Annotated in this window: 23 protein-coding genes and 4 pseudogenes; 14 read left to right on the top strand and 13 right to left on the bottom strand. The window is 42.7% G+C overall.

Annotation, left to right across the window (positions count from 1 at the left end):
* Positions 1–278: 278 nt before the first annotated feature.
* Entirely contained in the window at positions 279–1,199 is a 921-nt protein-coding gene (locus V7K31_RS23575; RefSeq protein ID WP_335097238.1) for an NADP-dependent oxidoreductase, read from the bottom strand.
* A gap of 50 nt (positions 1,200–1,249) precedes the next feature.
* Entirely contained in the window at positions 1,250–1,375 is a 126-nt protein-coding gene (locus tag V7K31_RS23580; RefSeq protein ID WP_335097239.1) for a hypothetical protein, read from the bottom strand.
* Between the two features lie 176 nt (positions 1,376–1,551).
* On the opposite strand from V7K31_RS23580, the gene V7K31_RS23585 reads away from it, so the two are divergent.
* From V7K31_RS23585 to V7K31_RS23595, 3 genes are all read left to right on the top strand, one after another.
* On the top strand, positions 1,552–2,466 hold the full coding sequence (locus V7K31_RS23585) for an AraC family transcriptional regulator (RefSeq protein ID WP_335097240.1): 915 nt from the start codon (positions 1,552–1,554) through the stop codon (positions 2,464–2,466).
* 131 nt (positions 2,467–2,597) lie between these two features.
* A complete protein-coding gene (locus V7K31_RS23590) occupies positions 2,598–2,894 on the top strand; it encodes an ArsR/SmtB family transcription factor (protein WP_335097241.1) in 297 nt (98 codons plus the stop codon).
* A 20-nt stretch (positions 2,895–2,914) separates the two neighbouring features.
* Positions 2,915–3,394 (top strand): SRPBCC domain-containing protein, encoded by a 480-nt coding sequence (locus V7K31_RS23595; RefSeq protein WP_335097242.1) that lies wholly within the window; start codon positions 2,915–2,917, stop codon positions 3,392–3,394.
* A gap of 89 nt (positions 3,395–3,483) precedes the next feature.
* Here V7K31_RS23595 and V7K31_RS23600 read toward each other — a convergent pair whose 3' ends face one another.
* Positions 3,484–4,248 carry an amino acid ABC transporter ATP-binding protein gene (locus V7K31_RS23600; RefSeq protein WP_335097243.1) on the bottom strand — a complete coding sequence of 255 codons (765 nt, stop codon included), beginning with the start codon at positions 4,246–4,248 and terminating at the stop codon, positions 3,484–3,486.
* Between the two features lie 399 nt (positions 4,249–4,647).
* Here V7K31_RS23600 and V7K31_RS23605 point away from each other — a divergent pair, with 399 nt between their 5' ends.
* The 4 genes and pseudogenes from V7K31_RS23605 to V7K31_RS23620 form a co-directional block, all read left to right on the top strand.
* On the top strand, positions 4,648–6,165 hold the full coding sequence (locus tag V7K31_RS23605) for an ABC transporter permease subunit (RefSeq protein WP_335097244.1): 1,518 nt from the start codon (positions 4,648–4,650) through the stop codon (positions 6,163–6,165).
* 10 nt (positions 6,166–6,175) lie between these two features.
* Entirely contained in the window at positions 6,176–6,379 is a 204-nt protein-coding gene (locus V7K31_RS23610; RefSeq protein ID WP_335097245.1) for a hypothetical protein, read from the top strand.
* 150 nt (positions 6,380–6,529) lie between these two features.
* Complete coding sequence (locus V7K31_RS23615; RefSeq protein WP_335097246.1) at positions 6,530–7,396, top strand: lipid kinase; 867 nt, start codon at positions 6,530–6,532, stop codon at positions 7,394–7,396.
* Positions 7,397–7,906: 510 nt separating this feature from the next.
* Positions 7,907–8,023 (top strand): annotated as a pseudogene (locus tag V7K31_RS23620) (Uma2 family endonuclease); the annotation flags it as partial.
* A gap of 456 nt (positions 8,024–8,479) precedes the next feature.
* Here V7K31_RS23620 and V7K31_RS23625 read toward each other — a convergent pair.
* Positions 8,480–8,650, bottom strand: a complete 171-nt coding sequence (locus V7K31_RS23625; protein WP_335097247.1) for a hypothetical protein — start codon at positions 8,648–8,650, stop codon at positions 8,480–8,482.
* Between the two features lie 359 nt (positions 8,651–9,009).
* Between V7K31_RS23625 and V7K31_RS23630 the strand changes: the two genes are divergently transcribed.
* Positions 9,010–9,549 (top strand): DUF262 domain-containing protein, encoded by a 540-nt coding sequence (locus tag V7K31_RS23630; protein WP_335097248.1) that lies wholly within the window; start codon positions 9,010–9,012, stop codon positions 9,547–9,549.
* A gap of 543 nt (positions 9,550–10,092) precedes the next feature.
* Here the strand turns inward: V7K31_RS23630 and V7K31_RS23635 are convergent.
* The 3 genes from V7K31_RS23635 to V7K31_RS23645 all read right to left on the bottom strand — a co-directional run bounded on the left by V7K31_RS23635 (position 10,093) and on the right by V7K31_RS23645 (position 14,226).
* A complete protein-coding gene (locus tag V7K31_RS23635) occupies positions 10,093–12,849 on the bottom strand; it encodes a CHAT domain-containing protein (protein WP_335097249.1) in 2,757 nt (918 codons plus the stop codon).
* 403 nt (positions 12,850–13,252) lie between these two features.
* Positions 13,253–13,447: a hypothetical protein gene (locus V7K31_RS23640; RefSeq protein ID WP_335097251.1), complete on the bottom strand. Its 195-nt coding sequence runs from the start codon at positions 13,445–13,447 to the stop codon at positions 13,253–13,255.
* A gap of 617 nt (positions 13,448–14,064) precedes the next feature.
* Positions 14,065–14,226 carry a hypothetical protein gene (locus tag V7K31_RS23645; RefSeq protein ID WP_335097252.1) on the bottom strand — a complete coding sequence of 54 codons (162 nt, stop codon included), beginning with the start codon at positions 14,224–14,226 and terminating at the stop codon, positions 14,065–14,067.
* A 178-nt stretch (positions 14,227–14,404) separates the two neighbouring features.
* Here V7K31_RS23645 and V7K31_RS23650 point away from each other — a divergent pair, with 178 nt between their 5' ends.
* A complete protein-coding gene (locus V7K31_RS23650) occupies positions 14,405–15,004 on the top strand; it encodes a DUF1802 family protein (RefSeq protein WP_335097254.1) in 600 nt (199 codons plus the stop codon).
* A gap of 586 nt (positions 15,005–15,590) precedes the next feature.
* Positions 15,591–15,854 (top strand): hypothetical protein, encoded by a 264-nt coding sequence (locus V7K31_RS23655; RefSeq protein WP_300414465.1) that lies wholly within the window; start codon positions 15,591–15,593, stop codon positions 15,852–15,854.
* An 8-nt stretch (positions 15,855–15,862) separates the two neighbouring features.
* Here V7K31_RS23655 and V7K31_RS31940 read toward each other — a convergent pair.
* From V7K31_RS31940 to ggt, 4 genes and pseudogenes are all read right to left on the bottom strand, one after another.
* Positions 15,863–16,204, bottom strand: a pseudogene (locus V7K31_RS31940) (gamma-glutamyltransferase); the annotation flags it as partial.
* Positions 16,204–17,760, bottom strand: coding sequence for a flavin monoamine oxidase family protein (locus tag V7K31_RS23660; protein WP_442941360.1), 1,557 nt, complete (start codon positions 17,758–17,760; stop codon positions 16,204–16,206). The pseudogene V7K31_RS31940 and the gene V7K31_RS23660, both read right to left, overlap by 1 nt.
* 18 nt (positions 17,761–17,778) lie before the next feature.
* Positions 17,779–18,179, bottom strand: a pseudogene (locus tag V7K31_RS23665) (gamma-glutamyltransferase); the annotation flags it as partial.
* A 31-nt stretch (positions 18,180–18,210) separates the two neighbouring features.
* Entirely contained in the window at positions 18,211–20,016 is a 1,806-nt protein-coding gene (gene ggt / locus V7K31_RS23670; protein ID WP_335097256.1) for a gamma-glutamyltransferase, read from the bottom strand.
* 45 nt (positions 20,017–20,061) lie between these two features.
* Between ggt and V7K31_RS23675 the strand changes: the two genes are divergently transcribed.
* A complete protein-coding gene (locus tag V7K31_RS23675) occupies positions 20,062–20,802 on the top strand; it encodes a phytochelatin synthase family protein (protein ID WP_335097258.1) in 741 nt (246 codons plus the stop codon).
* Positions 20,803–21,017: 215 nt separating this feature from the next.
* Here V7K31_RS23675 and V7K31_RS23680 read toward each other — a convergent pair whose 3' ends face one another.
* Complete coding sequence (locus V7K31_RS23680; RefSeq protein ID WP_335097260.1) at positions 21,018–22,415, bottom strand: hypothetical protein; 1,398 nt, start codon at positions 22,413–22,415, stop codon at positions 21,018–21,020.
* Positions 22,416–22,992: 577 nt separating this feature from the next.
* On the opposite strand from V7K31_RS23680, the gene V7K31_RS23685 reads away from it, so the two are divergent.
* The 3 genes and pseudogenes from V7K31_RS23685 to V7K31_RS23695 form a co-directional block, all read left to right on the top strand.
* Positions 22,993–23,286 (top strand): SH3 domain-containing protein, encoded by a 294-nt coding sequence (locus tag V7K31_RS23685; RefSeq protein WP_335097262.1) that lies wholly within the window; start codon positions 22,993–22,995, stop codon positions 23,284–23,286.
* Positions 23,287–23,478: 192 nt separating this feature from the next.
* A complete protein-coding gene (locus V7K31_RS23690; RefSeq protein ID WP_335097263.1) occupies positions 23,479–23,856 on the top strand; it encodes a hypothetical protein in 378 nt (125 codons plus the stop codon).
* Between the two features lie 13 nt (positions 23,857–23,869).
* Positions 23,870–24,004 (top strand): annotated as a pseudogene (locus V7K31_RS23695) (IS1 family transposase); the annotation flags it as partial.
* A 452-nt stretch (positions 24,005–24,456) separates the two neighbouring features.
* On the opposite strand, the gene V7K31_RS23700 reads toward V7K31_RS23695, so the two are convergent.
* Complete coding sequence (locus V7K31_RS23700) at positions 24,457–24,753, bottom strand: hypothetical protein (RefSeq protein WP_335097265.1); 297 nt, start codon at positions 24,751–24,753, stop codon at positions 24,457–24,459.
* Between the last annotated feature and the right edge of the window lie 352 nt (positions 24,754–25,105).

Genomic DNA, 25,105 nt, shown 5'->3' on the forward strand with positions numbered 1-25,105 from the left:
AGAACGAACCTGAATAGTTATTAGTAGATCCTGCCTCTCCCTAAAGATAGCCCATGATTACATGGACGAGGAATGCGGGACAGAATTTTGTTCAAGGACATCGAAATGGAGCCAATGAGAAGTGCATCACTAAATTGTATGAGTACCAGCAAGATAACAATTCTGTTGGAGCAGCGGGCGAAGTTTTTGCGCTCGTGTCAGTACTTTTCATCGCTGCTCAACAGACCCGTTGGGCTGGGGTTGGGTGAGTTGCCGTTGCGGCGCCTGTTGTCTCAAAACTATGTCTCAATTTGCAAAACAATTTTGCCGCGTGTGCGCCCGCTTTCGGAAAGTTGGAATGCCTTTTTCACTTCTACGAGCGGCAGAACGGTTGCGACGTGTGCTTTTAATCTGCCTTCGTCAACCAATGCGCTGATGGCAGCTAATTGTTCCGCGTTTGGCTTGCAGTAGACCCGCACGGCCTTGACATCAAATTCCTGCGCTTTTTCTTCGGACGGAAACTCCACTGACGTTACCAGAAAGCCGCCTTTTTTCAAAGTTTGGAACGCTCTTTCAAACGTGTCGCCGCCGACCGCATCGAAGACGACATCAACGTCTTTAACAACTTCTTCAAAGTTTTGCTTCGTGTAATCAACGAACTCATCCGCGCCTAAATCTCTGACGAACTCTTCATTGCGTCCCGAAGCCGTACCGATGACGTATGCGCCTTTTGCTTTGGCAAGTTGAACAGCCAGCGAACCGACTCCGCCCGACGCGCCGGTGATCAAAATTCTTTGCCCGCTGCTGAGCTGGGCTAAATCAAAAATCGCTTGCCATGCGGTCAACGCGCCGAGTGGAACCGCCGCCGCGTTCTCGAAATCGAGACTTTGAGGTTTAGACGCAATGTCCCCTATTTTGGCGATCGCGTATTCGGCAAAACCTCCAGAGTGTATGATGCCGTAAACCGCATCACCTGCTTTGAAACCTCTGACATCATTGCCGACTCTTTCGATTGCTCCGGCAATCTCGCCGCCGAGCATGATGGGTAGTTTCAGACCGAGCCTTTCGCCCAAACCGTTGCGGATTTTCCAGTCAACCGGATTAACCCCCGCGAAGTGAACTTTCACCAAAACTTCGTCCGCCTTCGGCTCCGGGCGTTCGACATCGGCATAATTTAGAACGTCATCATTGCCGTATTCTTTGATTACTATTGCTTTCATTTTCCTCTGCCCTATTGAATTCAATGGTTATGGCATTGGCTGATCATTCATCAAAAGCTGCGGCAAATTGCCAAGCCGCACCGCAGCCCAGCGTTTAAGGTGTGCAAAGTCAGCTTGTCAGGGCTGCCGAACTCGTCCACAGCCATTGCTTTCACCTGTTGAAGGGTGTTTTGCATCAGTAGGTTTTCCTGATCAAACGCTTCCTCTTGTCTGTCTCCATGAGTTCAGCATAAGTTTGAACAGCTTTTCTTGAAATACACAAACCTCGCCGATGATTGCCTAATTCTCCAAAGCGATTCGCTTTCAGTGGTTCTATAATCGTCAAGAGCAGGGCATTGAGCGAGTCACGACCATGACCATTGAAATTTCTACTTCTGACGGGATTGCGAATCAGTGCCAAGAACTAGCGACACTGGTCATGAGGCGCACCGAAGGCAATGGTGTTCATCCAACTGCGATCGATCGGTTGAGCTTTGCACGTTCCGATGCGATGTCTGCCGCAATCTACAGTGTGGATGAACCCCGCCTCAACTTCATGGTTCAAGGCAAGAAAGAAGTGTTGCTGGGTGAGGAAACATATCCATATCGCGCAGGGCAATATCTAATCCATTCGGTTGCTCTACCGATGAGTGGACGTGTGGTTGAGTCCACATCGGACAAGCCGTGTTTAGTGCTGAAGCTAATCTTAGACGTGGTGCAACTGTGTGATCTGGTTGCCCAGATGAGTTTTAGTTCAGCCAAGCAAGAGAACTCTGTCCGAGGTCTAGGGGTTAGCAACGCCGATGCGGCGTTGAGCGAGTGTGTCCTTCGTCTGGTCAAGCTTTTAGAGACACCGCAAGACATCCCGATACTGACACCGATAATGCTGCGTGAACTCTATTACCGTCTGCTGATCGGTGAGCAAAGTGAAGCCGTGCGCCAAATTGCCACATCTGGCAGCAGTATGCAGCGCATTGCGTCAGCGATTCAACTGATCAAGGCTGAGTTTACCCAACCAATGCGGATCGAGGATTTAGCAGGACGGGTCAAGATGTCTACTTCGTCGTTTCATCAGCATTTCAAGCAAGTGACCTCGATGAGTCCGCTGCAATATCAAAAGCAGCTCAGACTGTTGGAAGCCCGTCGCCTGATGCTGACTGAAGATTTTGATGCGATCGCTGCGGCTTACCAAGTGGGATATGAAAGTCCCTCACAGTTCAGCCGAGAATATTCCCGTATGTTCGGCGCGCCACCGATGCGAGATGTTGAACGGTTACGTACAGCCTAAACAGACAGCCCAGTTATTGTGCAGCGCTAACGAGCCAGCCATATCCAATATTAGATGCTCAGAGTACTTGACACGTTTCGTACCGTAGCCTATCATTCAACCATATGGTTGATTCAGGTATTGTTCTTGATATGATTTTTGGTGCTCTCGCCGATGCGACGCGGAGAGAGATTCTCAAGCGTGTATCGATAGGAGAACACACTGTAAGCGAATTGGCAGAACCATACGCCATGTCTTTGGCGGCGATCGCAAAGCATGTAAGTGTGCTTGAAAAAGCAGGACTCGTTACTAAGCGGCGAAGAGGAAAGGAGAAAGTTGTTCGTATTGCACCAAGGACTGTCAAAGTAGCCGCAGCACATCTCAGTGAGTATGAAAAAGTCTGGAGTACTCGCTTTGATTCTTTGGAAAAATTGATAGAAGACAAGTAACAGTTTAGGAGAATAAATGTATGGCACATTTGAAAGTAACAGTCCCAGAAAACTCACAAAATATTTTGGGCATCGTCACAATCAACGCTCCCTTAGAAAAGGTATTTGAAGCGTATACCAAAGAAGAACTCTTTACGAACTGGTGGTGTCGCGGTAATCCGATGAAAGTGTATCACTTTAACTGTGAAGATGGCGGGAGCTGGCATGTTGCCGAGCAATCAGAAGACGGTAACGAATATGAGTTTACTGGCTGTTTTCACGAAGTCGCCAAAAATAGACGGATCGTGCAGACGTTTGAATTCTTGGGTATGCCAGAACGTGGACGCGTTATGCTAGAAAAAGCCGAGTTTACAGCGATTGACGAGCATACGACTGAGATTCGCACACACAGCACCGCGATGAGTCAAAAAGACCATGACGGTATGGTTGCAAGCGGTATGGAAAGCGGCTGGCGGCAGTCAGTTGAATCCCTTGGCAAACTTTTAGAATCAGACAGCTAATTAAGCAAATCGGGCGTTGCTTAATGGAGTATGAAGCTAGCGTAGCGGTAGCGAGTCCGCGTTGGCGTAGCCTCTCGCAGAGAGCGTCATTACGAATTAGGAATTTTTTTAAGGCGACTGAGGAAAATACGTAGGCGATCGCTTTGGGGATTGGTCAGAACTTCATAGGCTGAACCTTGTTCTGTGACAATACCTTGATCTAAAAATATCACCTGATGGGCTACTTCCCGCGCAAATTGCATTTCATGGGTGACAACCACCATTGTCATCCCTTCTGCTGCCAATTGCTGCATCACTTGCAGAACTTCGCCGACGAGTTCGGGATCTAGGGCGCTGGTGGGTTCGTCAAATAGCATGATTTGGGGATTCATACATAAGCTACGGGCGATCGCTACTCGTTGCTTTTGTCCGCCAGAAAGTTGTTCGGGATAAGCAGAGGCTTTGTCAAATAAGCCAACTTTATCTAAAAATAATCTCGCTAGCTGGGCGCTTTCTTTCGGTGTTTTACCCAAGACTTTACGCGGCGCAAGTGTCATATTTTCTAGGACGCTGAGATGAGGAAACAGGTTGAACTGTTGGAAAACCATACCTACTTGTGTTCGTAGTTGCCGGAGTTGGCTATAGTTAACAGTGGGTCGGGATAAGTTGATACCGTTGATTATTAAACGCCCGTTGTCAATGGTTTCTAGGCGGTTGAAGCACCGTAGTAGGGTACTTTTTCCACAGCCGGAGGAACCGATAACTGCAACGACTTCTCCCCGGTTGATTTCGCCTGTGATTCCTTTGAGGACTTTTAGTGAACCAAAGTTTTTTTCGATATTGTCAAAAATAATCGCGGGGGTGGTATTGTTCATTGGCTGTGTCAAGCTGCTCTACAGTTGATTGTAGTCTAGACGCGCAGCAGTCCTAAAAAACGCCTCAGAATGAATTCTGAGGCTAATAGCTAAAGTCTTCTAAAGAAGACTAAGTAAGGGTTTTAGTCCAATACACTTGGGTTAAGGCTAAAAACTAAAACTGGCCTAGGTTGGGTTGAGGAACGAAACCCAACATTATCAAGGCTTTGTTGTGTAACGCTTACGCTCAAACCAACCTACTATTCTTCTTAACCCAAGCGTATTGGGTTTTAGTCTACTTCAGTAGACTTTAGCTATTAGCCAAGAAATTTATTTCTTGGCGGGACATTGGACAGTTGCAAGATATAACTTGAACGAACCGCAGAGGCGCAGAGGGCGCAGAGAGGGAGAGAAAATAATATGGCTAAATTTAGTTTTATCCGTTGGCTGCGCTTATCTCTAGTTATAAGTTTTAGCTGTTTGTTACTGGTTGGCTGTGGGGTGAATCCTAGTGTGGGGAAAACTCTGCGGATTGCTACGGAACCGGCGTTTCCACCTTTTGAATTTCAAGGAAAAGGTGGTGAGTTACAGGGTTTTTCGATTGATTTGATGAATGCGATCGCTTCCTCTGCTAACTTTAAAGTTGATTTTCAAAGTCTGCCTTTTGATGGAATTATCCCAGCTTTGCAAGCCAAAACGGTAGATGCGGCGATTAGTTCGATCACGATTACACAGGAGAGGGCGAAGACGATTTCTTTTTCCCGTCCTTATTTTAAGGCTGGGTTAGCGATCGCCATCCGTGCAGATAATCAAAATATTACTGGTTTTGACAGTCTCAAAAATAAAAAAATTGCAGTACAAATTGGTACAACTGGGGCAGCAAAAGCTAAGAGTATTCCTGGAGTACAAATTCGCAGTTTTGATTCAGCACCTCTAGCCCTGCAAGAATTGTTCAATGGTAATGTGGATGCGGTAATCAATGATGCTCCAGTGACTTTATATGCTATTAATACGGGTAATCTCAAGGGAATTAAAATAGTACAGCAATTGCTGACGGAGGAGTTTTACGGGATTGCTACAGCTAAAAATTCGCCGAATTTGGCATTAATAAACAACGGTTTGGATAGGGTGCTGAAAAATGGTACTTATTCCCAAATTTATCGAAAATGGTTTAAAACTCAACCGCCATCATTACCAGTTAAATCACCATTTGAGAATCAGACTAACGCTGGTACACCTAAAATATTAACTTCAATTGGTGTGATTTTGCAGGCTTTTCCGACTTTATTACAGGGAGCTTTGGTAACGTTGCAATTGACCATACTTTCTGTAGTGTTTGGTTTAATTGGGGGTTCCCTCATTGGAATTATACGCCTTTCTCATGTTGCACCTGTGCGTTGGGTGGCAAGGGCGTATGTGGATTTTTTCCGGGGAACGCCTTTGTTGCTACAAATTTTTATGATTTACTTTGGATTACCAGCAATTTTGCAAGAACTTGGTTTGACATTTAGTTTTGATCGCCTAACTGCTGGGGTAATTGCCTTAAGTTTGAATAGCGCTGCATACATTGCCGAAGTTGTCCGTGCTGGGATTCAATCGATTGAACCAGGACAAGCAGAAGCAGCACAATCATTAGGTTTGAGTTCTGTGCAAATAATGAGTTATGTAATTTTTCCCCAAGCTTTCCGGCGGATGATTCCACCTTTAGGTAATGAGTTTATCAGTTTGTTGAAAGATACAAGCTTAGTTTCTGTGATTGGTTTTGAAGAATTGGTACGTAAAGGACAGTTAATTATCGCCGATAACTATCGCGCCTTTGAAATTTACGTGGGTGTAGCTGTGATTTATTTATGTTTGACGTTACTTTTTTCACAAGCGTTTAGTCGCTTAGAAGTGTGGATGAATCCGGTTAAACGGCAAAGTAAATACGATAGCTAATAATTTTTCAGTGATTTTTACGACTTACTTTAAACTTCTAGCAGATCCTCACGAATTACAATTTTTGCAAAAGGTTGACTGCTACAATAATATCTATTGGCAAGCTGACGATCCGGCAAGTGGAAAATCTTTCTCTTCAGGTTCCCAAGCTGATGTATATATGTGGATTGAACACACACCGAGGACTAATAGAGATAAACTAGATAAAATATAAATTAAAAATTAGTGACAACAACAAAATAAGCATTGACGAAATGAATTTTTGATAACTGTCATAACAACTTAAAGATTTTTTTATAGTCAACTTAAAGCAGAATACATAGATGCGGATAATTGGACATATCAACTACAAAAGGTACTAACCATGAGTTCCCGCGCACTGCTGTTAGTAAATCGTCATGCCCGCCAAGGGCAAAAAGGTCTGTCGGAAGCGATTCAATATCTGAAGACATTCGGCTTTGATTTAATTGAAGAGTCTACAGAAGACCCCAAACATCTTGCTGAAGCTATATTTCGTTATCAGCATCAAGTTGAGTTGGTAATCATTGGTGGAGGAGATGGGACTCTCAATGCCGCAGTAGATGCTTTAGTTGATACTCAGTTGCCCTTGGGAATCTTACCTCTGGGAACTGCCAACGATTTAGCGAGGACTTTGGAAATCCCCAATTCCCTTAGCGAAGCTTGCAAAATTATTGCCTATGGAAATTTACACCGCATCGACTTAGGTTGGGTGAACGGCAAGCACTTTTTTAACGTTGCCAGTTTGGGACTGAGTGTAAAAATTACCGAACGACTTACCAAAAAAGTCAAACGCCGTTGGGGAATATTTGCTTATGCTGCCACTGCCTTGCAAGTGATTTGGGAAGCTAGACCTTTTACTGCGGAGATTGTGATTAATGGTGAATCAGTTCGCGTGAAAACAGTGCAAATTGCTGTGGGTAACGGCCGCTATTACGGCGGTGGTATGGCAGTGGCTGAGGATGCCACAATAGATGATCAAAGGCTAGACCTTTATAGCTTAGAGATTAAACATTGGTGGCAGATTATACTATTACTTCCGGCGATGCGACAAGGGCGACATATACATTGGCAGAGTGTACGTTCTCTTCAAGGTGAAGAAATAGAGGTGTATACTCGCAAACCGCGCCCTATCAATACAGATGGTGAAATCACTACTTATACACCTGCTCATTTTCGGGTTATACCTAAAGCTATAGCAGTTTACTGCTGAAGTAAGAAGTAAATGTCTAGACTTGTCTAGCTTTTATGTAGCAGATTGTACTAACGGCTGATGCGCCCACAACCACGCTTCATAGTTCGTGGCAGAAACCAGCTAATTGCCGTAGTGATTTTTAGATTTTAGATTGCAGACTAAGTAGTTGCTCTGTTACCATTCTTGAAAATAATCGTTTTTGGTTTTTCCCTCCCTCTTGTCAACTCAGCATCTGCCACAAACCAGAAATCTTCGTGGGAACGACTGAAAACCCGAACATTAGGTGAACGGGCTATGAGTCAATACGGTTGGGTTAGAGCCAAAAACCAAAACCAGCGTAGGTTGGGGAGCCACTGTGTTGGGCGGGTTTGCCGACTTGAAGCAAGTGGCGTTTGAGGAACGAAACCCAACCTACGCAGGGTTTGTTGGGTAACACGAATGTTCAACCCAACCTACAATTATCCTTAACTGAACTGTATTGGGCTATGAGTAACCAACGATCGCTATCAGCGATATAGCCAATTTACCTTAGTTAATGGTGAATATATTTTACAACCAGGCGATAAAATCTGGATGCCGGAAATTGGTTTAGGTCTTGGACGTGAATGGGGAACTTACCAAATAATCACGCGAGAATGTTTGTTTGGTTAGGACTTACGCATTGACAGGAAAAACTAAATATGCAGTATGGATTTCAGCCATTAAACCTAGATTTTTCGACACTTTTTAGGCGATGCCTGGGTTGGGCTACGCCTACGCTATTTATCAAAGGATGATTTCTAAAAGCCTGAAACGACGTATTCTTGTTGATGCACAAGATAATAAATTTGTACAGTGCGTAAGTCCTAGAAAAAATCGTGACTTTAAGAAAAAAATCGTGACTTTAAGAAAAAAATCATGACTTTAAGAAAAAAATCATGACTTTAAGGAAAAAATCGTGACTTTAAGAAAAAAATCGTGACTTTAAGGAAAAAATCGTGACTTTAAGAAAAAAATCGTGATTTTAAGACGGAAAGCTTAGAGATAAGACGCAATGAGTTGAAAAAGCAACGCTAGGGTATCTAAAATCGAAAATATTCCGATAAATCTCAATTTTTTAACTTAATTGCCATAACGCACCGCCAGACTACGAAACTTAAAAAGCAAGATGTCAAGCCACCTTGTGACATTGCATCGGTGTCGTCTCAGAACAACCACAGCAACATCAGCAGACAAATCATTGAGTACTGCATAAAAAATCCGGCATTGCTGAATCCAGTATGAAAACCTCACCCCCAACCCCTCTCCTTACTAAGGAGAGGGGAGATAAAACTTATAGCTTTTCCTAATCAAATAAAGTAAATCATAGCCCCCTCTCGAAGAGCGGGGAGGGGGTTGGGGGTAGGGTTCTTGATTTGTACCTCATTGCGGCTCTGCCGCCAGCAAGGGAGGCGGAGACTGGGAACGAGATAATCTGTAAAAGCTGCTTCTAGACTGGACAGTAATGCAAATATACAATCCTAGATTCTACTTTGGTGGAAACAACTTACTTACTGATATTAATAAATGAGCAAAATTAAGCTATTTTACGGTTGCTACGTAAGATTTAATTTACGTAAGTTGGAATTTGAAATAAACCTAATACAAAATATATGCCAGTAGGAAATGACTTTCTAACACAGTTAAAAAAAGTAAGAGTTGTTAAAAATACAATAATTCGCACAGTCAGGGATTTAATGGAAGACTTTAAGAATGAGAAAATCCTAATACCAGATTACCAGCGAACTTTTGTATGGGACGACGCAAAGCAGTGCCGATTTATTGAATCTATTTTTATGGATATTCCAATTCCACCTTTATTCTTAGTAGAAAAATTCAGGAATGAGACAGGCAAAACAATCTTTGAAATAATTGACGGAGTTCAAAGAGTCGCTACTCTTGGTAACTTTATGAATGGAAGTCTCAAACTCTCAGGTCTTGAAAGTTTACCAGATTTAAACCAAACCAGTTTTTCATCACTTCCACCCAGTATAAGTAGTCTGTTTTTTGAACGCCAAATCAATATCATTATCATTGAAAGGGATACCCACCCAGAAATACAATTTGAAGTATTTGGAAGACTCCATAAAGGGTCAGTCTCTCTTAATGCTCAAGAATTAAGAAACTGTATAGGACTCATATTTGATTTTTGAAATACACGTAATAGAGCCAGTGCGTTGGGGAGGTTCCTAACACTATCCATTGTAGCAACTGGCGTTGCGTTAAGCTTTTTAGCTTTATGGGCGACTTTAGTTTATGAGATACGCTGTTGACGCTGAAACTGGTCAATGGCTTTGGACAAAAGTTGCAACCGCCCCTGAAAAAGTCAAAAACCCACAGCGATTTAAAAATAACTAGCAACAAAAAACAAAAAAAGCCTTCAATAATAATATAGCTATAATTAACTGCCAAGTTCGATTGCTAATTCCTGCCCACATAGCCCATAAAAAGGCAGGGACATTAGGATTATTTCACAAATAGACATAGGAGTGAAAAAGAATGTAGAGACGTAGCAGTGCTATGTCTCTACAAAGGTTCTAGGTAACGCATATTTAATTTCTGGAGATGTCTAATAGGTATACGTCTAGAAATGTTGATATTTCAAATTAAATCTTGATTGAGCGCACGGGAGAGAAGCTTTGATTTTTGCTCCCCTTACTTGGTAGAACTGAGAAGAATCTTCGTTAGTCTCCAAATTACAACCAATTGCCAATCAACACATAGGCAGACCAAAAACTTGGTGCTTTGTAGTTAGGATGTTTTAGCAGTTGTAGTTGGGCACGGTGGACAGCTTCGGCTTTGGAGATTTTGCCACTCTTGAGTTCTCGATAGAAGGCACTAACAAACATTGCTGTCGATTCATCATCAATCTGCCACAGGGAGGCGATGGTACTGCGTGCCCCAGCTCGGACAGCTGCTCCTGCTAGACCGAGTGTTGCACGGCTATCTCCTGCTGCTGTCTGGCAAGCACTCAAAACTAATAACTCTACTACGGTTTTACCCTGAGTGCGAAAGAGAGTATCAAAATCCTTGACATTTATCTCACCATCGAAATCCAAAATAAAAGTGTCTTCAAGGCGGGAACTAAACTGACCGTGGGTTGCTAAATGCACTATGTTGAATGAAGCAGCACTAATTTTACTCTCTAAATTCTTTTTCTTAAAATCTCCATCTATTAGGCTGGTTGTCGAGATTCCTGCTTTGCTAATGCCCTCGAATTCAGATTTGATTGCTAGCAATGGTGCAAAATTGGAAAACCCTGGCGGTGGCTGAGTTAATCCTGCGGTTAGCGCTCTTAACTGCTGTTGTACTAGCGGTTTGGGGTCGAGGAGTTGCAAACCGACGCTCAGAGCGATCGCATATTTCTCTACCAAATATTGCTTACCATCGTAGAGAGCAGCCATTGGTAAATTGCGTAACGCGCCATCCAGAACGAATACTAGGGTATCTACCCCACTTTTTTGCAATTGTGACTCAATGGGTTTGAGCAGCCAGTTGTAAACTTGCTGCGCCTGGGTTTGGACAGCTTTGGTAGCGGTGGGATTGACAAGATTTTTTCGCAGTTCTACTAAGAGTTTCTCTACTTCTGTGTGGGAAATCTGGGTAGTGTAGTTTTGCAGAGGTTGTTTGGGAATTTTGACAATTACCTGGAGTTCGTCAGCAAGAATAATCGGATAAAGGATGGCAGAGGTGGGATTATCTTGGTCTACGACTTGATCGAGGGCTACTCTTTGACCTTGTAGGCAAGCTTCCCGGAAGAAGTCGTCTAATTCTGCTAATTGGAGTGCTTCAATCCTCTGGCGGACTTTCTCCAATATTTTTTCATCTGATTTTCCTTGTTGGGATTTCAGCAGTAACTCTACTGACTGTCGGTAGATGGGTTCTACGCTGTCCCGGAAGTTAAATTGCACATCCTGGTTGACTACATCTTTATTGACTACTAAATCTTTGCGAAGAGACTGGAGAGTTTCTACAGCAGCATCATACGCCGCGATCGCCCCATTAATATCTTTTTGTAGCGAGAGCAATCTACCTAACTGCCACTCCAAGGTATAGCTAATTTCTCGTGCATTGCTGCTCTGTGCCAAAGCTAATCCTTGCTGGGTCAGTTCTTGCGCCTCTGACCACTGTCCGGTTTCTTCGTACAAGCCGCCTAAACTCTTCAAAGCATACGCTTCTGCTCGCTTATCCTTTAAACTGCGGGATTGCTCGATGGCGTTGGCGAGTAATACTGCTGAGTCTTTTTTGCTAAATCCTGAGTAGTAATTCTGACCGGGTGTTTTTGATATACTACTATTGATTTTTTCTAGACTTTGTGCAAAGTTAACCTGAGCGTAAATACTAGCACGGCTGAGGGGGAGTTGGTCAAGTTGGGACTCAATCAACGGCAAGAGAGTTTGAACCCCTGCCCATTGTTGATCTTCAATGAGTAGGCTCAAGTGATTCAGTTGCGCTTGGACTTTTGTCAGGGGTGAGGGAGATAGAGCGACTGTTTGTTGATAATAGGCGATCGCCTTTGCTTTGTCTTGTTGTTTACGGGCATTATTCCCCAGGCTGAACAGACTAGCGCTAATATCAGCGCTTGATTGCAGATTTCGAGCAATCCTCAGACTTTCTTCTAGCGCCTGACGTGACTTTGCCAAATCGCCCAATACCAAAAGGGCATCACCGAGCGATCGCCAACTTACTGTTTTTTCGATAGAATCTGGTTGAGATTTTAACGTCTGACTAACCTGATCGAGTGTTTTGACAGACCGAGGATAAAATCCTTGGGTTCGCCACGCCTGTGCTTGATTGATTAGCGATCGCACCACGCCACTTTTATTATCTAGTTCCTTGTAAATTTTTTCCGTCTGCTGCCAAGTTGCTAAAGCCGCCTCGGCCTTTCCCATTGTCAGTTGGAGACGACCTTGAATATCCAGTGATTGGGCAAATATTTGCAGATTTTCGTTTTCATTCTCTCCTTTGAGCAAATTTAAGCTCTCTGTAATTGCCTGCTGTGCCTGACTCCATGCACCGAGTTGCTGGTAAGCTAGGGAAAGATTACTCAGTGTCGCTGCCAGTCTAAAGCTCTCCCCTTGCTGCTTATATGCTTGTACAGCCTCTTGTAACACTTCTACAGCCTTAGCAAAGTTTCCGATATTGTATAAAATTTTGCCCTGTTGTAGTAGTGAGGCGGGGTCAACAGTCCGAGTCAGCGATGTCAGACTGTTAATTGGTAGTTGAGATGAGGAATTAATTGAGCCAGGAACTTTTGCCAGCACGGGTGAACCAAGGATGCCTAGCAAAGCGATGAGGAAGTACAAAGACAAACGTAAAAACTGAGCCAGCGTGGTCTTTTCCCAACGCCGAGGCGCATTTTGTCGAGAAGGGGAACCACGCCCTAGCTGCTTTTGCCTTTTAACTTTTAGAGAATTTGCGGCAAAAATCTTAATTATTTTAGTCATAAGCATGGCTTGAGGTAAGTGATAATCAGAAACACACAGGATTAACTGTAGGTGTTTCGGCTACCAGGGTAATAGTACCATTCACATCCATTACTCATGCCTGAATTTCCACAATGTTAATTATGGTGGTTTGGATGAGATTTTACTGTCTAAATCTCTGCTTACCTACCCCAATTGTGACAGTTTAAAATGAAATTAGTTTTGTCAATAGTAGTTACGCTGCAAATTAATGCAGTCAGTGGGTATTAAATTAAATACTGTACGCTCCTTAAGGGTCATAATAAGTGATGCTTTTTTTTGATGACGCGATGCTTGCTTTGAGGTGAGCGATCGCTCACCTCAAAATTGTGTTTTCCACCTTCGTTTTTGACAAAATTTTAAGCAATATTACTTTAGTAGACTTTAGCTATTATCTCGTTCCCAGTCTCCGACTGGGAATGCCTAATGTGGGGGCTGCCGCCTCAAGACTGGCGGCAGAGCCGCAATGAAAAAGCATTTCCAGCAAGAAGGCTGGAAACGAGGTTTTAAAACGGTTTGCGCTGAAGTTGACACCAATGGGCAATGCTAAAGCCCCTACACCTAGCGATATAATCTTGTACCGCATCTGAATGGGAACCGATGTATAGGATTCCTAGTTGATTTTTGAACAAAACTCAGTACACCTTTATTCCTTCTTCCCTGTTAAGAGTTCCCTCTCTCTACGAGTCATTCAAGAATCAAATCGAATTCCGATATCGACATAGAAAACCAAGTACAGCCAAAACTTATATCTCTATAAAATACCAAAAACCTGGTCGAGGTTGACCAGGTTTTATCGAGTTCACAGGTTTCAAATTGTTAAACTAATTAAGTAATTGAAAGTTAATAACTAGGGTGGACTAAACAACTAATAAACTCAGCATTATTGCGTTTTTCCACTTTGGGATTTGGCTTTGCCTTCTACATTAGGCTTTTTACCACTTCTATATTTAATATGCTGAAATTTACTTGGGCTGATGACAGGGGACACTCAGTCATTTTCCCTTTTAGTTTGATTTTCTTTTCTTTAGGTGTCCTACTATTTAAGTTATCACTTAGTTTATGAGTTGTAACCCTTGGTTTACTAAAGTTGACGTTTTGTTAGATTTTGCAATCTAGCTCTAGAGATTTGATCCCCAAGACTCTTTTTAAGAGAGTTGAACGGATCTTCTAGGGATAAACATGGCTAACTAAATAGCATTGTCACCAATTCCACATAATTTGACTGTTATCAAGATTGTCAGTGATAATACGTCCAATGGCATCAATTTCTGCCAATTGGACGGCAGAAAATTGGATTTGGGCGGCTAATGCGTTGTCTAGTGCTTGTTCGGGATAACGCGCTCCGGCAATGTCTGACGACAAGCCGCTACGCTCTTACCAAGTTCTCATAAAAATAGGTGTGATTTTGACATCAGAAGTATCTAGCGTAGGCGTAGCCCGTCGTAGACATCGCTTTTCTATAACTGCTTCCTAATTCATTCCCTTAGACAGGTGCATACTTTATCGGTTTTAGCTTGAAATTAAATCAGAGTTACAGTAGATGCTGATGGAATTGACTACAACTTTTCATGCTCTCAAAGAATGGGCAGTCGCCGTAAATGCTTTAGAAGACGGCAAAACAATTATGTTGCTCCGCAAAGGTGGTATCCATGAACGAAATGGACATTTCCAAGTTGCCCACAAGCAAATTTTGCTTTACCCTACTTACGAACATCAACAAGCTTTCATGCTGAAAGCTGAGTATGCCAATCGTGTTTATCCAGTAACATCAGGTTGGCATCCAGAGACAGTTCGCATCGGTAGTTGGGCTGAAATTACTGATATTTTGCCAGTGAGTGACGAGTCTATTGTCAACACCTTGCTTCCTTTCCATATTTGGAACGAGCATTTTATTAGCGATCGCCTCAAATGGAAACCACGCCAACCCCTTTATATTCTTCTCCTGCGGACATATCAACTACCCCAAGAGCAAGAAATTCCCTATTACGCCAAATACGCTGGGTGTAAGTCATGGATTGATTTAGATCGAGCAATTCAGTTGCAAGCAGCTAAACCAGTTTTATCTAACTTTGTATACACCGAACTAGTAGAGACAATTCGCGGCATTGTCGGTGATAAATTGTACGCTCCATCCTTCTAATAACTCAATTTTCTGCCCATATCCCCGGCTTATTCAAGAAGTCGGGGTTCTAAATTTAGCTTAAGTAAGTGCCATTCCACCCTACAGTTAATTTTATTTTTACTTTATAAACCAATACAGTTCAGTTAAGGATAATTGTAGGTTGGGTTGAACATTCGTGTTACCCAACAAACCCTGTAAAATGTTGGGTTTCGTTCCTCAACCCAACCTACGATTTAATCAACGGAACTTTACAAGTAATTTACAAAATCTACGCTTATATATGTCAGCAGAAAAACAAATAGTTTGATTGCAAACTTCAGTCAAAATAGTAGTTATTGTTACACACAAACATAAAAAGCGCGGATAACATGAGAAAAATCTTCCTTAGCAAAGAAGTGAGGGAAAGCTGTTGATCTTTGTATCCTACTAGCAGCTTTCTCACGGTATGAGTTGTGAAGTAATTATCCTGTAGTGGATAAAACTTAATTACACTTTGTCTAAAGTATTAGGCAGTATTAGGCAAAAAAGTACCTCAGAAGGGTGAGAAGTCAGTTGACAAAAGTCTGATATTGTGCATGATTAACTAAAAGCAAAGGAGTTTGCAATGCATCGACAAATGTGCTGGTTATCTAAGTCTGGTGGCGACGGAGAGAAAATTTTGTATTTACAGACAGAACCCAATCAACCTTGGCGTCCCTACACAGCTTTTGGACATTTTGCAGTCCCAGATTATAAAATACAAGGTGGTTCTAAAGGTTGGGCAACTTATCAAAAACTTCTCAAAGCAGGTTGGACACTAGTACCTAGCACACGGGCAAACGAGTTTGGCAGCAGCAGCTACGCAGAGTCAACAGTCCAAAATCAATAGCCCAGTGTTCACAAACCTTTGGGGGAACCTTCACCGCGAGGATCAGCCGCCCCTTCTAGAGTTCCATCGGGTGTAAGTGCGATCGCATTACCATTACCCCAAGGAGTAGTTTCCTTAATTTTATGCCCCCGACGGCGTAATTCTTGCATAGTCAGAGCATCCAAGCCCCAAGATTCGACATCCAACTCATCGGGAAGTCCCTGATGATGTATGCGTGGAACCGAAACAGCCGCACCAACATCCATGTTGTATTCCAGCACATTCAGGATCACTTGCAAAACCTGGGTGATGATCTTGCTACCAGCAGGCGCACCTACTGCCATGCGGAAGTGACCATTTTCTGTGACAACTAAGCCAAAGTATTAATTTTTGAACTTACTAAACGTGCCGATTCTAAAGCACCAGCCATCCATCCTGTCAAGTAGCTTACATGCTCTCCACACAAATAAATATTGCCATCGGGTTTGTTGAGTCTGGCATAGTATTTCTTTCGTGCGTCGTTTATGTAAAATGCCCAGCCACCTAAGTTGTGTGGGATTGTTGGCCAATAAACTGTGACACCGTTCTCAAATTCGTTTCTGTACTGGGGGTGAATATTGCTACCTTGTTCCACCGCTAGAGCGATGCGCTGCCTTGGAGACAGAGGTCCTACCTTGGTGTCATCAACTTGGTAGTAGCCGACGAGAATTCCTTTGTTGGACAGATAACCGTCCGACGGATACCAAATCTGACTAATATCCTGGTCAGTCAAAGTAATGCCACCGAAGATTTTCTCGTCTTCTTCCCAAAAACGGCGTCGGAACTGCAAGCCACCTTTACCTGGTCGCGCGTAGAGAACAGCAACGTTGTCAATTGCCTGCTTCATATCGGGAGAAAAGTCTGACGGGATACTCGTGAGTACTGGCAGGGGAATGGTGCAGATGCAGTAGTCGCCTTTGATTTGTTGGCTTGTGCCTGAGCCATTGATGTACAGGATACTAACACCGTTGGGTGTCTTGCGAATCTCCTTGACCTCTGATTGGAAAGTAATCTTCTGACTCACTTTACGTTCAAAGGCTTTGGCTATCTGATCGATCCCACCAACCGGTTGCAGCATTGTCATCTGTTGCTGCCAATCCCATTCAGAAGCTTCGTAGTTGGCGAATCCTAACTGAATTAACGCACTCAGATCGTAGGGATCTGATCGTGAGCCTGGGTGCAAGCCAGCACTCGGATAATTAATGAAGCCACGTCGGCTTGAACCTTTGTAAAATAAGTCTGGAGATAAACCTCCATAGGTCTTGAGAAACTCAACGAGTCTTTCTTTGTCATCGGTTGTTAAGGGTGCATTAATTGCATTCTGGTTAATGGCTTTAGCCAGCAGTTCTGATATGTAGCCACGCATATCAGTTATGGCTTCGCGTGCACGGACTTTTTGACCTGACAAGGGACCTGCATTCTTAGTTTTGTAGTAATATTCTCGTCGGTTAAGGTTTTCTTTCACCTCAACAGCAACGCCAAATTCCCTACAGTAGTCTAATGTGACATGTTCTTGGGGAATGCGAGCCGGACCCGGATTAAGATACAAGCCCGGAGCGAATTGAACTTTCTGTGTTTGACCTAAAGTATCAGTAAATTGATCTCCACCTCGAAGCGTCCAGCACCGACCACCAGCACGTGAGCGTGCCTCAAGAATAATGCAGTCATAACCAACTTTGCCCAACTCATAGGCAGAAGCCATTCCCGCCAAACCTGCACCAAGGATAATAACGCGTTTGCCTCTCCCGTTAGGCTGTAACTGAAATGAACCTCCTTGTGATGGACTCTGTGCAGTTGCTGGTTTTTCTAGCAAGCCCAAAGCCTTCATCGCCGCGTAGGCTGAACCTCCCGACACCGCAACAGTTGTGATGAAATCTCTTCTATTCATAGCTACTCCTCACAAGAAAATTAAATGTATAGCATCGGGATGATGCCATCCTAAAGATTTTAAATCAGTGTCATTGATCATTAAAATCTGCAATAGGAGAACGCCTCCAGTTTGTGGAAATTTTAGCTTTGCAAAAGTTTCCACAAAGGGGAGTGCGCCAGATTGGTTTGTAAGTTTTCAGGTCTTCTAGAGTAATTAAACCACCATTTTTTACCATATTCACAAGCGATCGCCCGAGCAATACTTCCGGTATAAAAACTTTGAAGATTTTGGACAATTGCTGCGAAAGTGCAGACTAAATCACGCCGCACTAGCTTCTCCCCTGGTTTATAAAATTCGCCGTTGCGAGTGAAAATATCCGGCGCTGCTGGATTGTTGAGAATTACTTCCTTCCGCGACTCTTTTGCTTGCAGAGAACGAGTAATTATCCCGTAGTAGATAGAACTTCCCTCACCATCCTTTGGGGGAACCTTCACCGCGAGGATCAGCCGCCCCTTCTAGAGTTCCATCGGGTGTGAGTGCGATCGCATTACCATTACCCCAAGGAGGAGTTTCCTTAATTTTATGCCCCCGACGGCGTAATTCTTGCATAGTCAGAGCATCCAAACCCCAAGATTCGACATCTAACTCATCGGGAAGCCACTGATGATGTATGCGTGGAACAGAAACAGCCGCACCAACATCCATGTTGTATTCCAGCACATTCAGGATCACTTGCAAAACTTGGGTGATGATCTTGCTACCACCGGGCGCACCTGCTGCCATGCGGAAATGACCATTTTCTGTGACAATTGTGGGAGTCATGCTGGATAGAGGAGTTTTACGGGGTGCAATGCTGTTGGCATCATTACCAACCAAACCAAAAGCATTAGGTACTCCTGGCGCAGCAGCAAAATCATCCATCTCATTGTTGAGGACAATTCCAGTTCCCGGTGTCACCACACCAGCACCAAAACCAAGGTTAATCGTGAAAGTCAGACTCACGGCGTTGTGTTGTTCATCCACAACAGTAAGATGACTGGTTTGGGGAGATTCATACCGAGTCGCGTGCAGTTTTCGAGACTGATGAGATAACGGAATGATATTTTTTCCTAAACTCTGATTATTAGCTTGACTAAAACGTTGTAGTATCTCTTTATCTACTGGCTTGACTTCGGTCGAGGGTCTAGCCACTTGCATATTAATTTCTTGACGGCGTTTTTTGGCGTAAGCTGGACTTAGCAGTTCTTGTACAGGGACTTTGACAAAATCAGGATCGCCTAAATATTGGGAGCGATCGGCGTAAGCAATCTTCATTGCTTCTACCATTAAATGTATCGCGTCAGGATGATGCCATCCTAAAGATTTTAAATCAGTGTCACCGATAATATTTAAAATCTGCAATAGGTGAACGCCTCCCGATGATGGTGGTGGCATTGAGCAAATTTTAGCTTTGCGAAAGTTGCCACAAACGGGAGTGCGCCAGATTGGTTTGTAAGTTTTCAGGTCTTCTAGAGTAATTAAACCACCATTTTTTACCATATCAGAAGCGATCGCCTGAGCAATACTTCCGGTGTAAAAACTTTGGGGATTTTCGGCAATTGCCGTTAAAGTGTGTGCCAAATCACGCTGCACTAGCTTGTCCCCTGGTTGATAAAATTCGCCGTTGCGAGTGAAAATTTCTCGCGCTGCTGGATTGTTAAGAATTGCTTGCTTGCGGTTTTTATACTCTGGGAGCGAACGCCAAGTAACTTGAGGACTGAGGACAAAACCATCTTTAGCGAGTGCGATCGCAGGTTTCATCACCTCTTGCCAAGAAAGTTTACCATAGCGACGATGCACTTCATAAAGTCCCGCCACTGTTCCTGGTGTCCCTACTGCCAAATAACCATTAATACTTGCATTCGGACGCACCTTTCCTTGAGCGTCAAGATACATCTTTCTTGTAGCTTTCAGGGGTGCGCGTTCGCGGAAATCTAACGCTTTCATCTCGCCAGTTTTCTCAGAGTGCATCAGCAAAAATCCGCCGCCACCGATTCCCGCCGAAAAAGGCTCAACTACGGAGATTGCAAAAGTTGTGGCTACAGCTGCATCCACTGCATTACCACCTTTGCGTAACATTGCAATTCCCGCTTCACTTGCTAGGGGATGGGCTGAAACCACCATTCCCTTTTTGCTGCGTAGGGGTAAAGTTAAGGCGGCTGATGCAACTTGGCTGTAAAGTAAGACGGTAAAAGAAAAAATTGCGCTCGCAAAAATCTTATATTTGTTTAGCATTTTCGGGTGATATCATTAATATGATTTAATAATCTTACAGTACTCATGAATGCTATTTTACTAAAAACAAGCAAGAGATTTTTTAAAGCTTTAACTATTGGATTATGTCTCTCTAGCGGAAGCGTTCTATCTCAGACATTACCGCTTTCCTCTAACTTAATAGGTTTTAATACGCCTGAAGGTGAAAAGTTATTATTTGAGAGTAAATCAAAAGAAGACTTTTTTCCACTGATTATGCAATTCACCACTCAAAATAATCAGGCATATTGTGGTGTTGCTAGTATGGTTATGGTACTGAATAGTCTAAAAATTCCAGCACCAGAAGCACCCCAATACAAGCCATATCGAGTATTTACTCAAGAAAACTTTTTTAGTAATAATAATGCAAAAAAAGTGCTAACTCCTGAAGCTGTGTCTCACGAAGGTATGACGCTAGACCAGTTAGGAAAATTACTAGCTAGCTATGATCTGAAAGTTAATGTTTACCACGCTGCCGACACTAGTTTAGAGGAGTTCCGCAAACAAGCGGCAGAAAATTTAAAACAACCGCAAAATTTCGTTGTAGTAAACTATCTACGCAAAGAAATAGGTGAAGAGAAAGGTGGGCATATTTCCCCTTTGGCAGCATATAATGAGCAAACAGATAGATTTTTAATTCTTGATGTTAGTCGTTATAAGTATCCACCAGTTTGGGTAAAAACAGCAGATTTATGGAAAGCAATGCTCACAAATGATCCCTCATCAAAGAAAAGCCGTGGCTTTGTATTTGTAAGCAAAAGTCTTTGATTGAATTCATGAATCCTGCAATCGCTCATCCTTCATCTAAACAATGCGATCCGCAATATCTAAAATTTGAATTATCAAAAATCGAAGGGTTTAAGACCTGTACCATTACACGTAGCTCGGAGTTTCGGTGTCTCAGACTCCGCTCAATTTCAGTCGGGGGTTTAAATCCCTGTCTGAAATTGTCTAAAATGTTTGAATGCGTGAATTTTGAATTGTTAATGGTCTTCTGGGTGCAAACTGTACCAGCCATACCAGTGACGAACTGCTAGCCAGACGGCTGAAAGAAAACCTGCTAGGCTGAGGGTGAGGCCGCTGAACGGTACTAATAATCCAAAGATAGGTAACACTGCTCCAGCAATAGTGGCGATAATCGCAGCCAGGGAAGCACTGCGGCTTGCTCCCAATCCCCATATTAAAATAAGTAAGATGATGGAAATTAAAGTCCAAGCCAACTGAGCATTTATAACGCGAGCTAGATAGGTCAAAGTCAATACACAAGCAAAGAAAATACTACCAGCGATCGCAATATTTCTGAAACTCATTGGCAGTGACAAATATAACAACAATATCCACCACAAAAATATTGCTGGTGCTAGTAATAAAAGCCGGGGAATAACGCCAGTGTGACGAATGGGATCGGTGTTGGTAAACACTCCAAATGGATTTTTGACTGAAACATTATCGTCAAACTTCCAAGTAAATTGAGTAGTGCGTCCGTCAACTTTAATCTCATTCGGTACAACACCACTAGCAAAATCAGCTGGAGCAAAGTTAGCAATTGCGGTGAGGCGAAAATTAGAAAGCAACTGTCCTGTGGCGCTATAAACCCAGCGTGGCCCTCCTTGAGCCTGATAGGTGACTCGAAAGGTGGTTTCTTCCCCTGGTTGCAGCCGGAAGGGAAAACCATAGTCTCCTGGATTGGTTTGTTGTAGCCTAGTACGGTCACGCTCTACTTTGTAGCTAGCAAGCAGCGTGTAGCCGTTAGGCGGCGGTGCTTCAAAAAAGAAATTATTAATATCCTTGAGTTGGTTAACTACTTTATAATCAGCAGTGTATTCCACGCGATAAATTGAACTGCGGCCTGGAACATCTACGCTTTGGTCAAGCTTGACCTGAATTTGCGAACCACCCAACGTTAAGAAGCGGTTAATCTCTCGCGTATCATTAACCTTGACAATCTTGCTATCGACTTGTCTGGTATATGTGTATGGTTCTTGAATAGAGTAGCGCACTTGCGGCGCAGATTGTTCGAGCTTTTCACCTGCGACACTTTCGGCCACTTGAGCCACCCTTGCTTGTTCCCAATAGTGATAGCGATTGCTCAAAGTTGAACAGAGAAAAAATCCAGGTACTAACAGAACTAATATTAGGGTTAAATGCTGTAATCCCCGTAACAGTTGAGAATAACGAACAGCCCATTCGCCTATGAATATTACTTGTTCTGGCTGGTTGCGACGTAGAGAAAAACTTACTAGAGCGATCGCAACTCCCAAAGCTACGACCAAAAATACTAATAATAGTGAAGCTTTGAGCGCCTGGGTTCCAAATTGGACAAGCTCAATCGGATGCGTCAAATCGGGTAATCCGGGAATACCTTGAGCAGTAGATGACATTGGCTGATTTTTGCAGAATCTGGAGAACCAGACCGATAAAATCTCTCAAAGGTTTCTGGAAAACAGTTTTATTGGACACATGAGTTCGTAGTAAGCACTTCAGTGCTTAAAAATCCAGGACTTTAGTTCTGACTACCAACTTGTTCACCCCTCATAACTAATGACACAGACCAATAGTGGTCTGTGTCATTAGTTCTAAAGGGTTTAAAACCCACACCAAATTTTCAACTTGCTGGCTCTCGTTCAGGTGGGGTTAGAATCCCCATCTGAACGAAACCTTCTGCCCTCTGCCTCCTGCCTTCTTCAAGGGTGTTTTTTGTCTAAGTCACACTAATATTTTATTTGGAGAAAAATCAGATGTTTGAATAAGCGTTTGATTTGTATTGGTTCTACTAAAACATTCTTAAGGTATAGATTGTATTGGCGACATTTAGTTATTCTCATAAAAGTTGACAATTACAGCAGAATTCAGAAGCAAAACAGGCTTTATACTTGGCTTTAAGATTTAGCTTGTGTACAACACCCAACTTGAAATCTGCTGTAATTGTTAATAAATATCAAATATCAAAAGGTTCTCATGAATTTCAAAATATTCGCTAACAAAATAATTCCTCTTCTAGTTAGTAGTGTTGTTTTACCTATTATCCCTATCGATAACGCTCGTGCGACTATGGCAGAAGTTGTTGTATATGACCCGCCATCCAATGTTAGATATGAACCAAATTCACATAGTAAAATTATTTGTACAATTAAGTCAAAAAGAAAGATGGGTATTGATATTGATACTCTCAATAATGGATGGTATCGTGTAAAAATCTGTGGTGGTGGCTATATACATAAAAGTCAGATTAAAATTATTCGGATAGATTAATGCTAGGTTCAATAGGCATTTAGAGGAGGTGGAAGCCGAAGGAGTAGCTTGGTAGAATCCCAAGAGGAAATTTGACCGACTGTTGGCTGATTTATTTTTACCAATTCTGAGAGGGAGAATGTAGTTTGGAGCTTGAGAGCAGGGCAAAGAGAACACGACAGAGAAAAGGGTGATTTCAACACTAAACATAGAATGCTGAACTACAAAAAATTTGTCGGCTTGCTTGCTACCTTGCCAATTGTTATCCTTTCACTTTGGTCGGGTGTGACTTTAGCTGAGACTTTAAAGACCAAGAGTTTCAACATTAAAATTACAAGGAATTGCTCTGAAGGAAGTGTAACTTGCGACCATGTTACATATTATGGAAGAAACCTGAAAACAGGTTCTTCTATTCGCCTTACTGGTAAAACTATCCACAGAACCTGTGCAGATGGTGTCACACCATGCCGATTCCTTGGTTATGAGTTTCGCAATCAACAGTATCTCTATCGAGTGACAGAAGACGGCAGGTTGCAAGTTTATCAGGGGGGAAAACTCATACTTGAAGAGCAGGGAGTAATGGCTTCTTAAATAAAGCAATAGGAAATGTAACAATACCTTGAGGCAACGGGTGTCTAGGCTAGTCCGAAAAACCTTGTCCTTTTCCAAATCGTTGCAGAATCACATTGGTGCCATTTGGTATTTCATTCATTACTACAATGCATCATTACTTGTGTAGGACTACCAAAGTTCGTAGTAAGCACTTCAGTGCTTGAAATTGACCGATAAATCACTCACTACAAACCTTGCAAAATTAATAGGACAGACCACTATTTAAAGAAATGGAAAATAGAAGTAAAATCAAAAGCCCGGTCATGATGACCGGGCTTTTGAGGACAAACAATGGGGCTATATTCCCCGAAGCTTAGTTATAGAGGTTCAGTATAATATCGATGCTCTGATATGTACTACCACCCCGTTGTGATCGATTCCGGAAAATTAGCGAAGAATTTTTGAGTAGCTTTCCTTTATCTCCCAAAATACACCAAGGGACTAGCAGCATCAGCGTGTAAGATTTACAAATATTGATTTTCTGGCTTTCGCTGATGAATAATGCATTTGGTAGCTGGCAAGAATGGCTAACAGTATTCGCCTATCTAGGTTTCACGGTCTTTATTATCTGGCGCGTGTTTACCGCCCAGAAGAATTAAAAAAGCTGCATATCATCTCACCAGGGTTTTTTTGCTGAAAGGGCAACACAGTTCCATCGTGTTGAACTTTGACTCGTTCACGACAATTGTAAACCTGGACGGGTCTTTTTACTCCATCCACACTAACGGCTGCTCTGTATTCCCAATAATTTTTAGCACTTCGGTTGATACTGAGAATGCAAATCTGGTGGCGTAGCCCGTCGTAGACATCGTAATTGCGGCATACAGATGCAAAAGCCGGATGTACCCCTGAGAATAATAGTATCAATAGCAACATAAATATGATGTATTTAATCCTGTTCATAAAAAATTATTTAAGATTACATTATTTGGAAATATGATTAAATTTTTAAACCCTTTGAGTTGAGTCAATTACTTTTCCGAGTTTGATAACCTGCGATCGCCACTCCTAAGTACATAAAGCGTGAGATCAGTAGCAAAAAGCTCACAATCCCATAAGTGCTATTTTTCACAAAAATTTACTAAGCTAAGTTGAAGCATGCCCAAACACCTCCTCTACCTTGAGGATAAACATCTAGTGCGTCTGTTCATGTACCATACCCTAATACCAATTCGTAATATCCTGCGGGAAGTCGCACTTTGTGCGTCTATATAATTGAGAAAGTCAG

Origin of the sequence: Nostoc sp. (assembly GCF_036917675.1) — a bacterium.
GTDB lineage: Bacteria > Cyanobacteriota > Cyanobacteriia > Cyanobacteriales > Nostocaceae > Nostoc.

What these genes read in the sequence shown, in the direction of transcription:
- V7K31_RS23575 (WP_335097238.1), bottom strand. Translation starts at nt 1,199, where the DNA reads ATGAAAGCAATAGTAATCAAAGAATACGGCAATGATGACGTTCTAAAT.
- V7K31_RS23580 (WP_335097239.1), bottom strand. Translation starts at nt 1,375, where the DNA reads ATGCAAAACACCCTTCAACAGGTGAAAGCAATGGCTGTGGACGAGTTC.
- V7K31_RS23585 (WP_335097240.1), top strand. Translation starts at nt 1,552, where the DNA reads ATGACCATTGAAATTTCTACTTCTGACGGGATTGCGAATCAGTGCCAA.
- V7K31_RS23590 (WP_335097241.1), top strand. Translation starts at nt 2,598, where the DNA reads ATGATTTTTGGTGCTCTCGCCGATGCGACGCGGAGAGAGATTCTCAAG.
- V7K31_RS23595 (WP_335097242.1), top strand. Translation starts at nt 2,915, where the DNA reads ATGGCACATTTGAAAGTAACAGTCCCAGAAAACTCACAAAATATTTTG.
- V7K31_RS23600 (WP_335097243.1), bottom strand. Translation starts at nt 4,248, where the DNA reads ATGAACAATACCACCCCCGCGATTATTTTTGACAATATCGAAAAAAAC.
- V7K31_RS23605 (WP_335097244.1), top strand. Translation starts at nt 4,648, where the DNA reads ATGGCTAAATTTAGTTTTATCCGTTGGCTGCGCTTATCTCTAGTTATA.
- V7K31_RS23615 (WP_335097246.1), top strand. Translation starts at nt 6,530, where the DNA reads ATGAGTTCCCGCGCACTGCTGTTAGTAAATCGTCATGCCCGCCAAGGG.
- V7K31_RS23630 (WP_335097248.1), top strand. Translation starts at nt 9,010, where the DNA reads ATGCCAGTAGGAAATGACTTTCTAACACAGTTAAAAAAAGTAAGAGTT.
- V7K31_RS23635 (WP_335097249.1), bottom strand. Translation starts at nt 12,849, where the DNA reads ATGCTTATGACTAAAATAATTAAGATTTTTGCCGCAAATTCTCTAAAA.
- V7K31_RS23640 (WP_335097251.1), bottom strand. Translation starts at nt 13,447, where the DNA reads ATGCGGTACAAGATTATATCGCTAGGTGTAGGGGCTTTAGCATTGCCC.
- V7K31_RS23650 (WP_335097254.1), top strand. Translation starts at nt 14,405, where the DNA reads ATGCTGATGGAATTGACTACAACTTTTCATGCTCTCAAAGAATGGGCA.
- V7K31_RS23655 (WP_300414465.1), top strand. Translation starts at nt 15,591, where the DNA reads ATGCATCGACAAATGTGCTGGTTATCTAAGTCTGGTGGCGACGGAGAG.
- V7K31_RS23660 (WP_442941360.1), bottom strand. Translation starts at nt 17,760, where the DNA reads ATGAATAGAAGAGATTTCATCACAACTGTTGCGGTGTCGGGAGGTTCA.
- ggt (WP_335097256.1), bottom strand. Translation starts at nt 20,016, where the DNA reads ATGCTAAACAAATATAAGATTTTTGCGAGCGCAATTTTTTCTTTTACC.
- V7K31_RS23675 (WP_335097258.1), top strand. Translation starts at nt 20,062, where the DNA reads ATGAATGCTATTTTACTAAAAACAAGCAAGAGATTTTTTAAAGCTTTA.
- V7K31_RS23680 (WP_335097260.1), bottom strand. Translation starts at nt 22,415, where the DNA reads ATGTCATCTACTGCTCAAGGTATTCCCGGATTACCCGATTTGACGCAT.
- V7K31_RS23685 (WP_335097262.1), top strand. Translation starts at nt 22,993, where the DNA reads ATGAATTTCAAAATATTCGCTAACAAAATAATTCCTCTTCTAGTTAGT.
- V7K31_RS23690 (WP_335097263.1), top strand. Translation starts at nt 23,479, where the DNA reads ATGCTGAACTACAAAAAATTTGTCGGCTTGCTTGCTACCTTGCCAATT.
- V7K31_RS23700 (WP_335097265.1), bottom strand. Translation starts at nt 24,753, where the DNA reads ATGTTGCTATTGATACTATTATTCTCAGGGGTACATCCGGCTTTTGCA.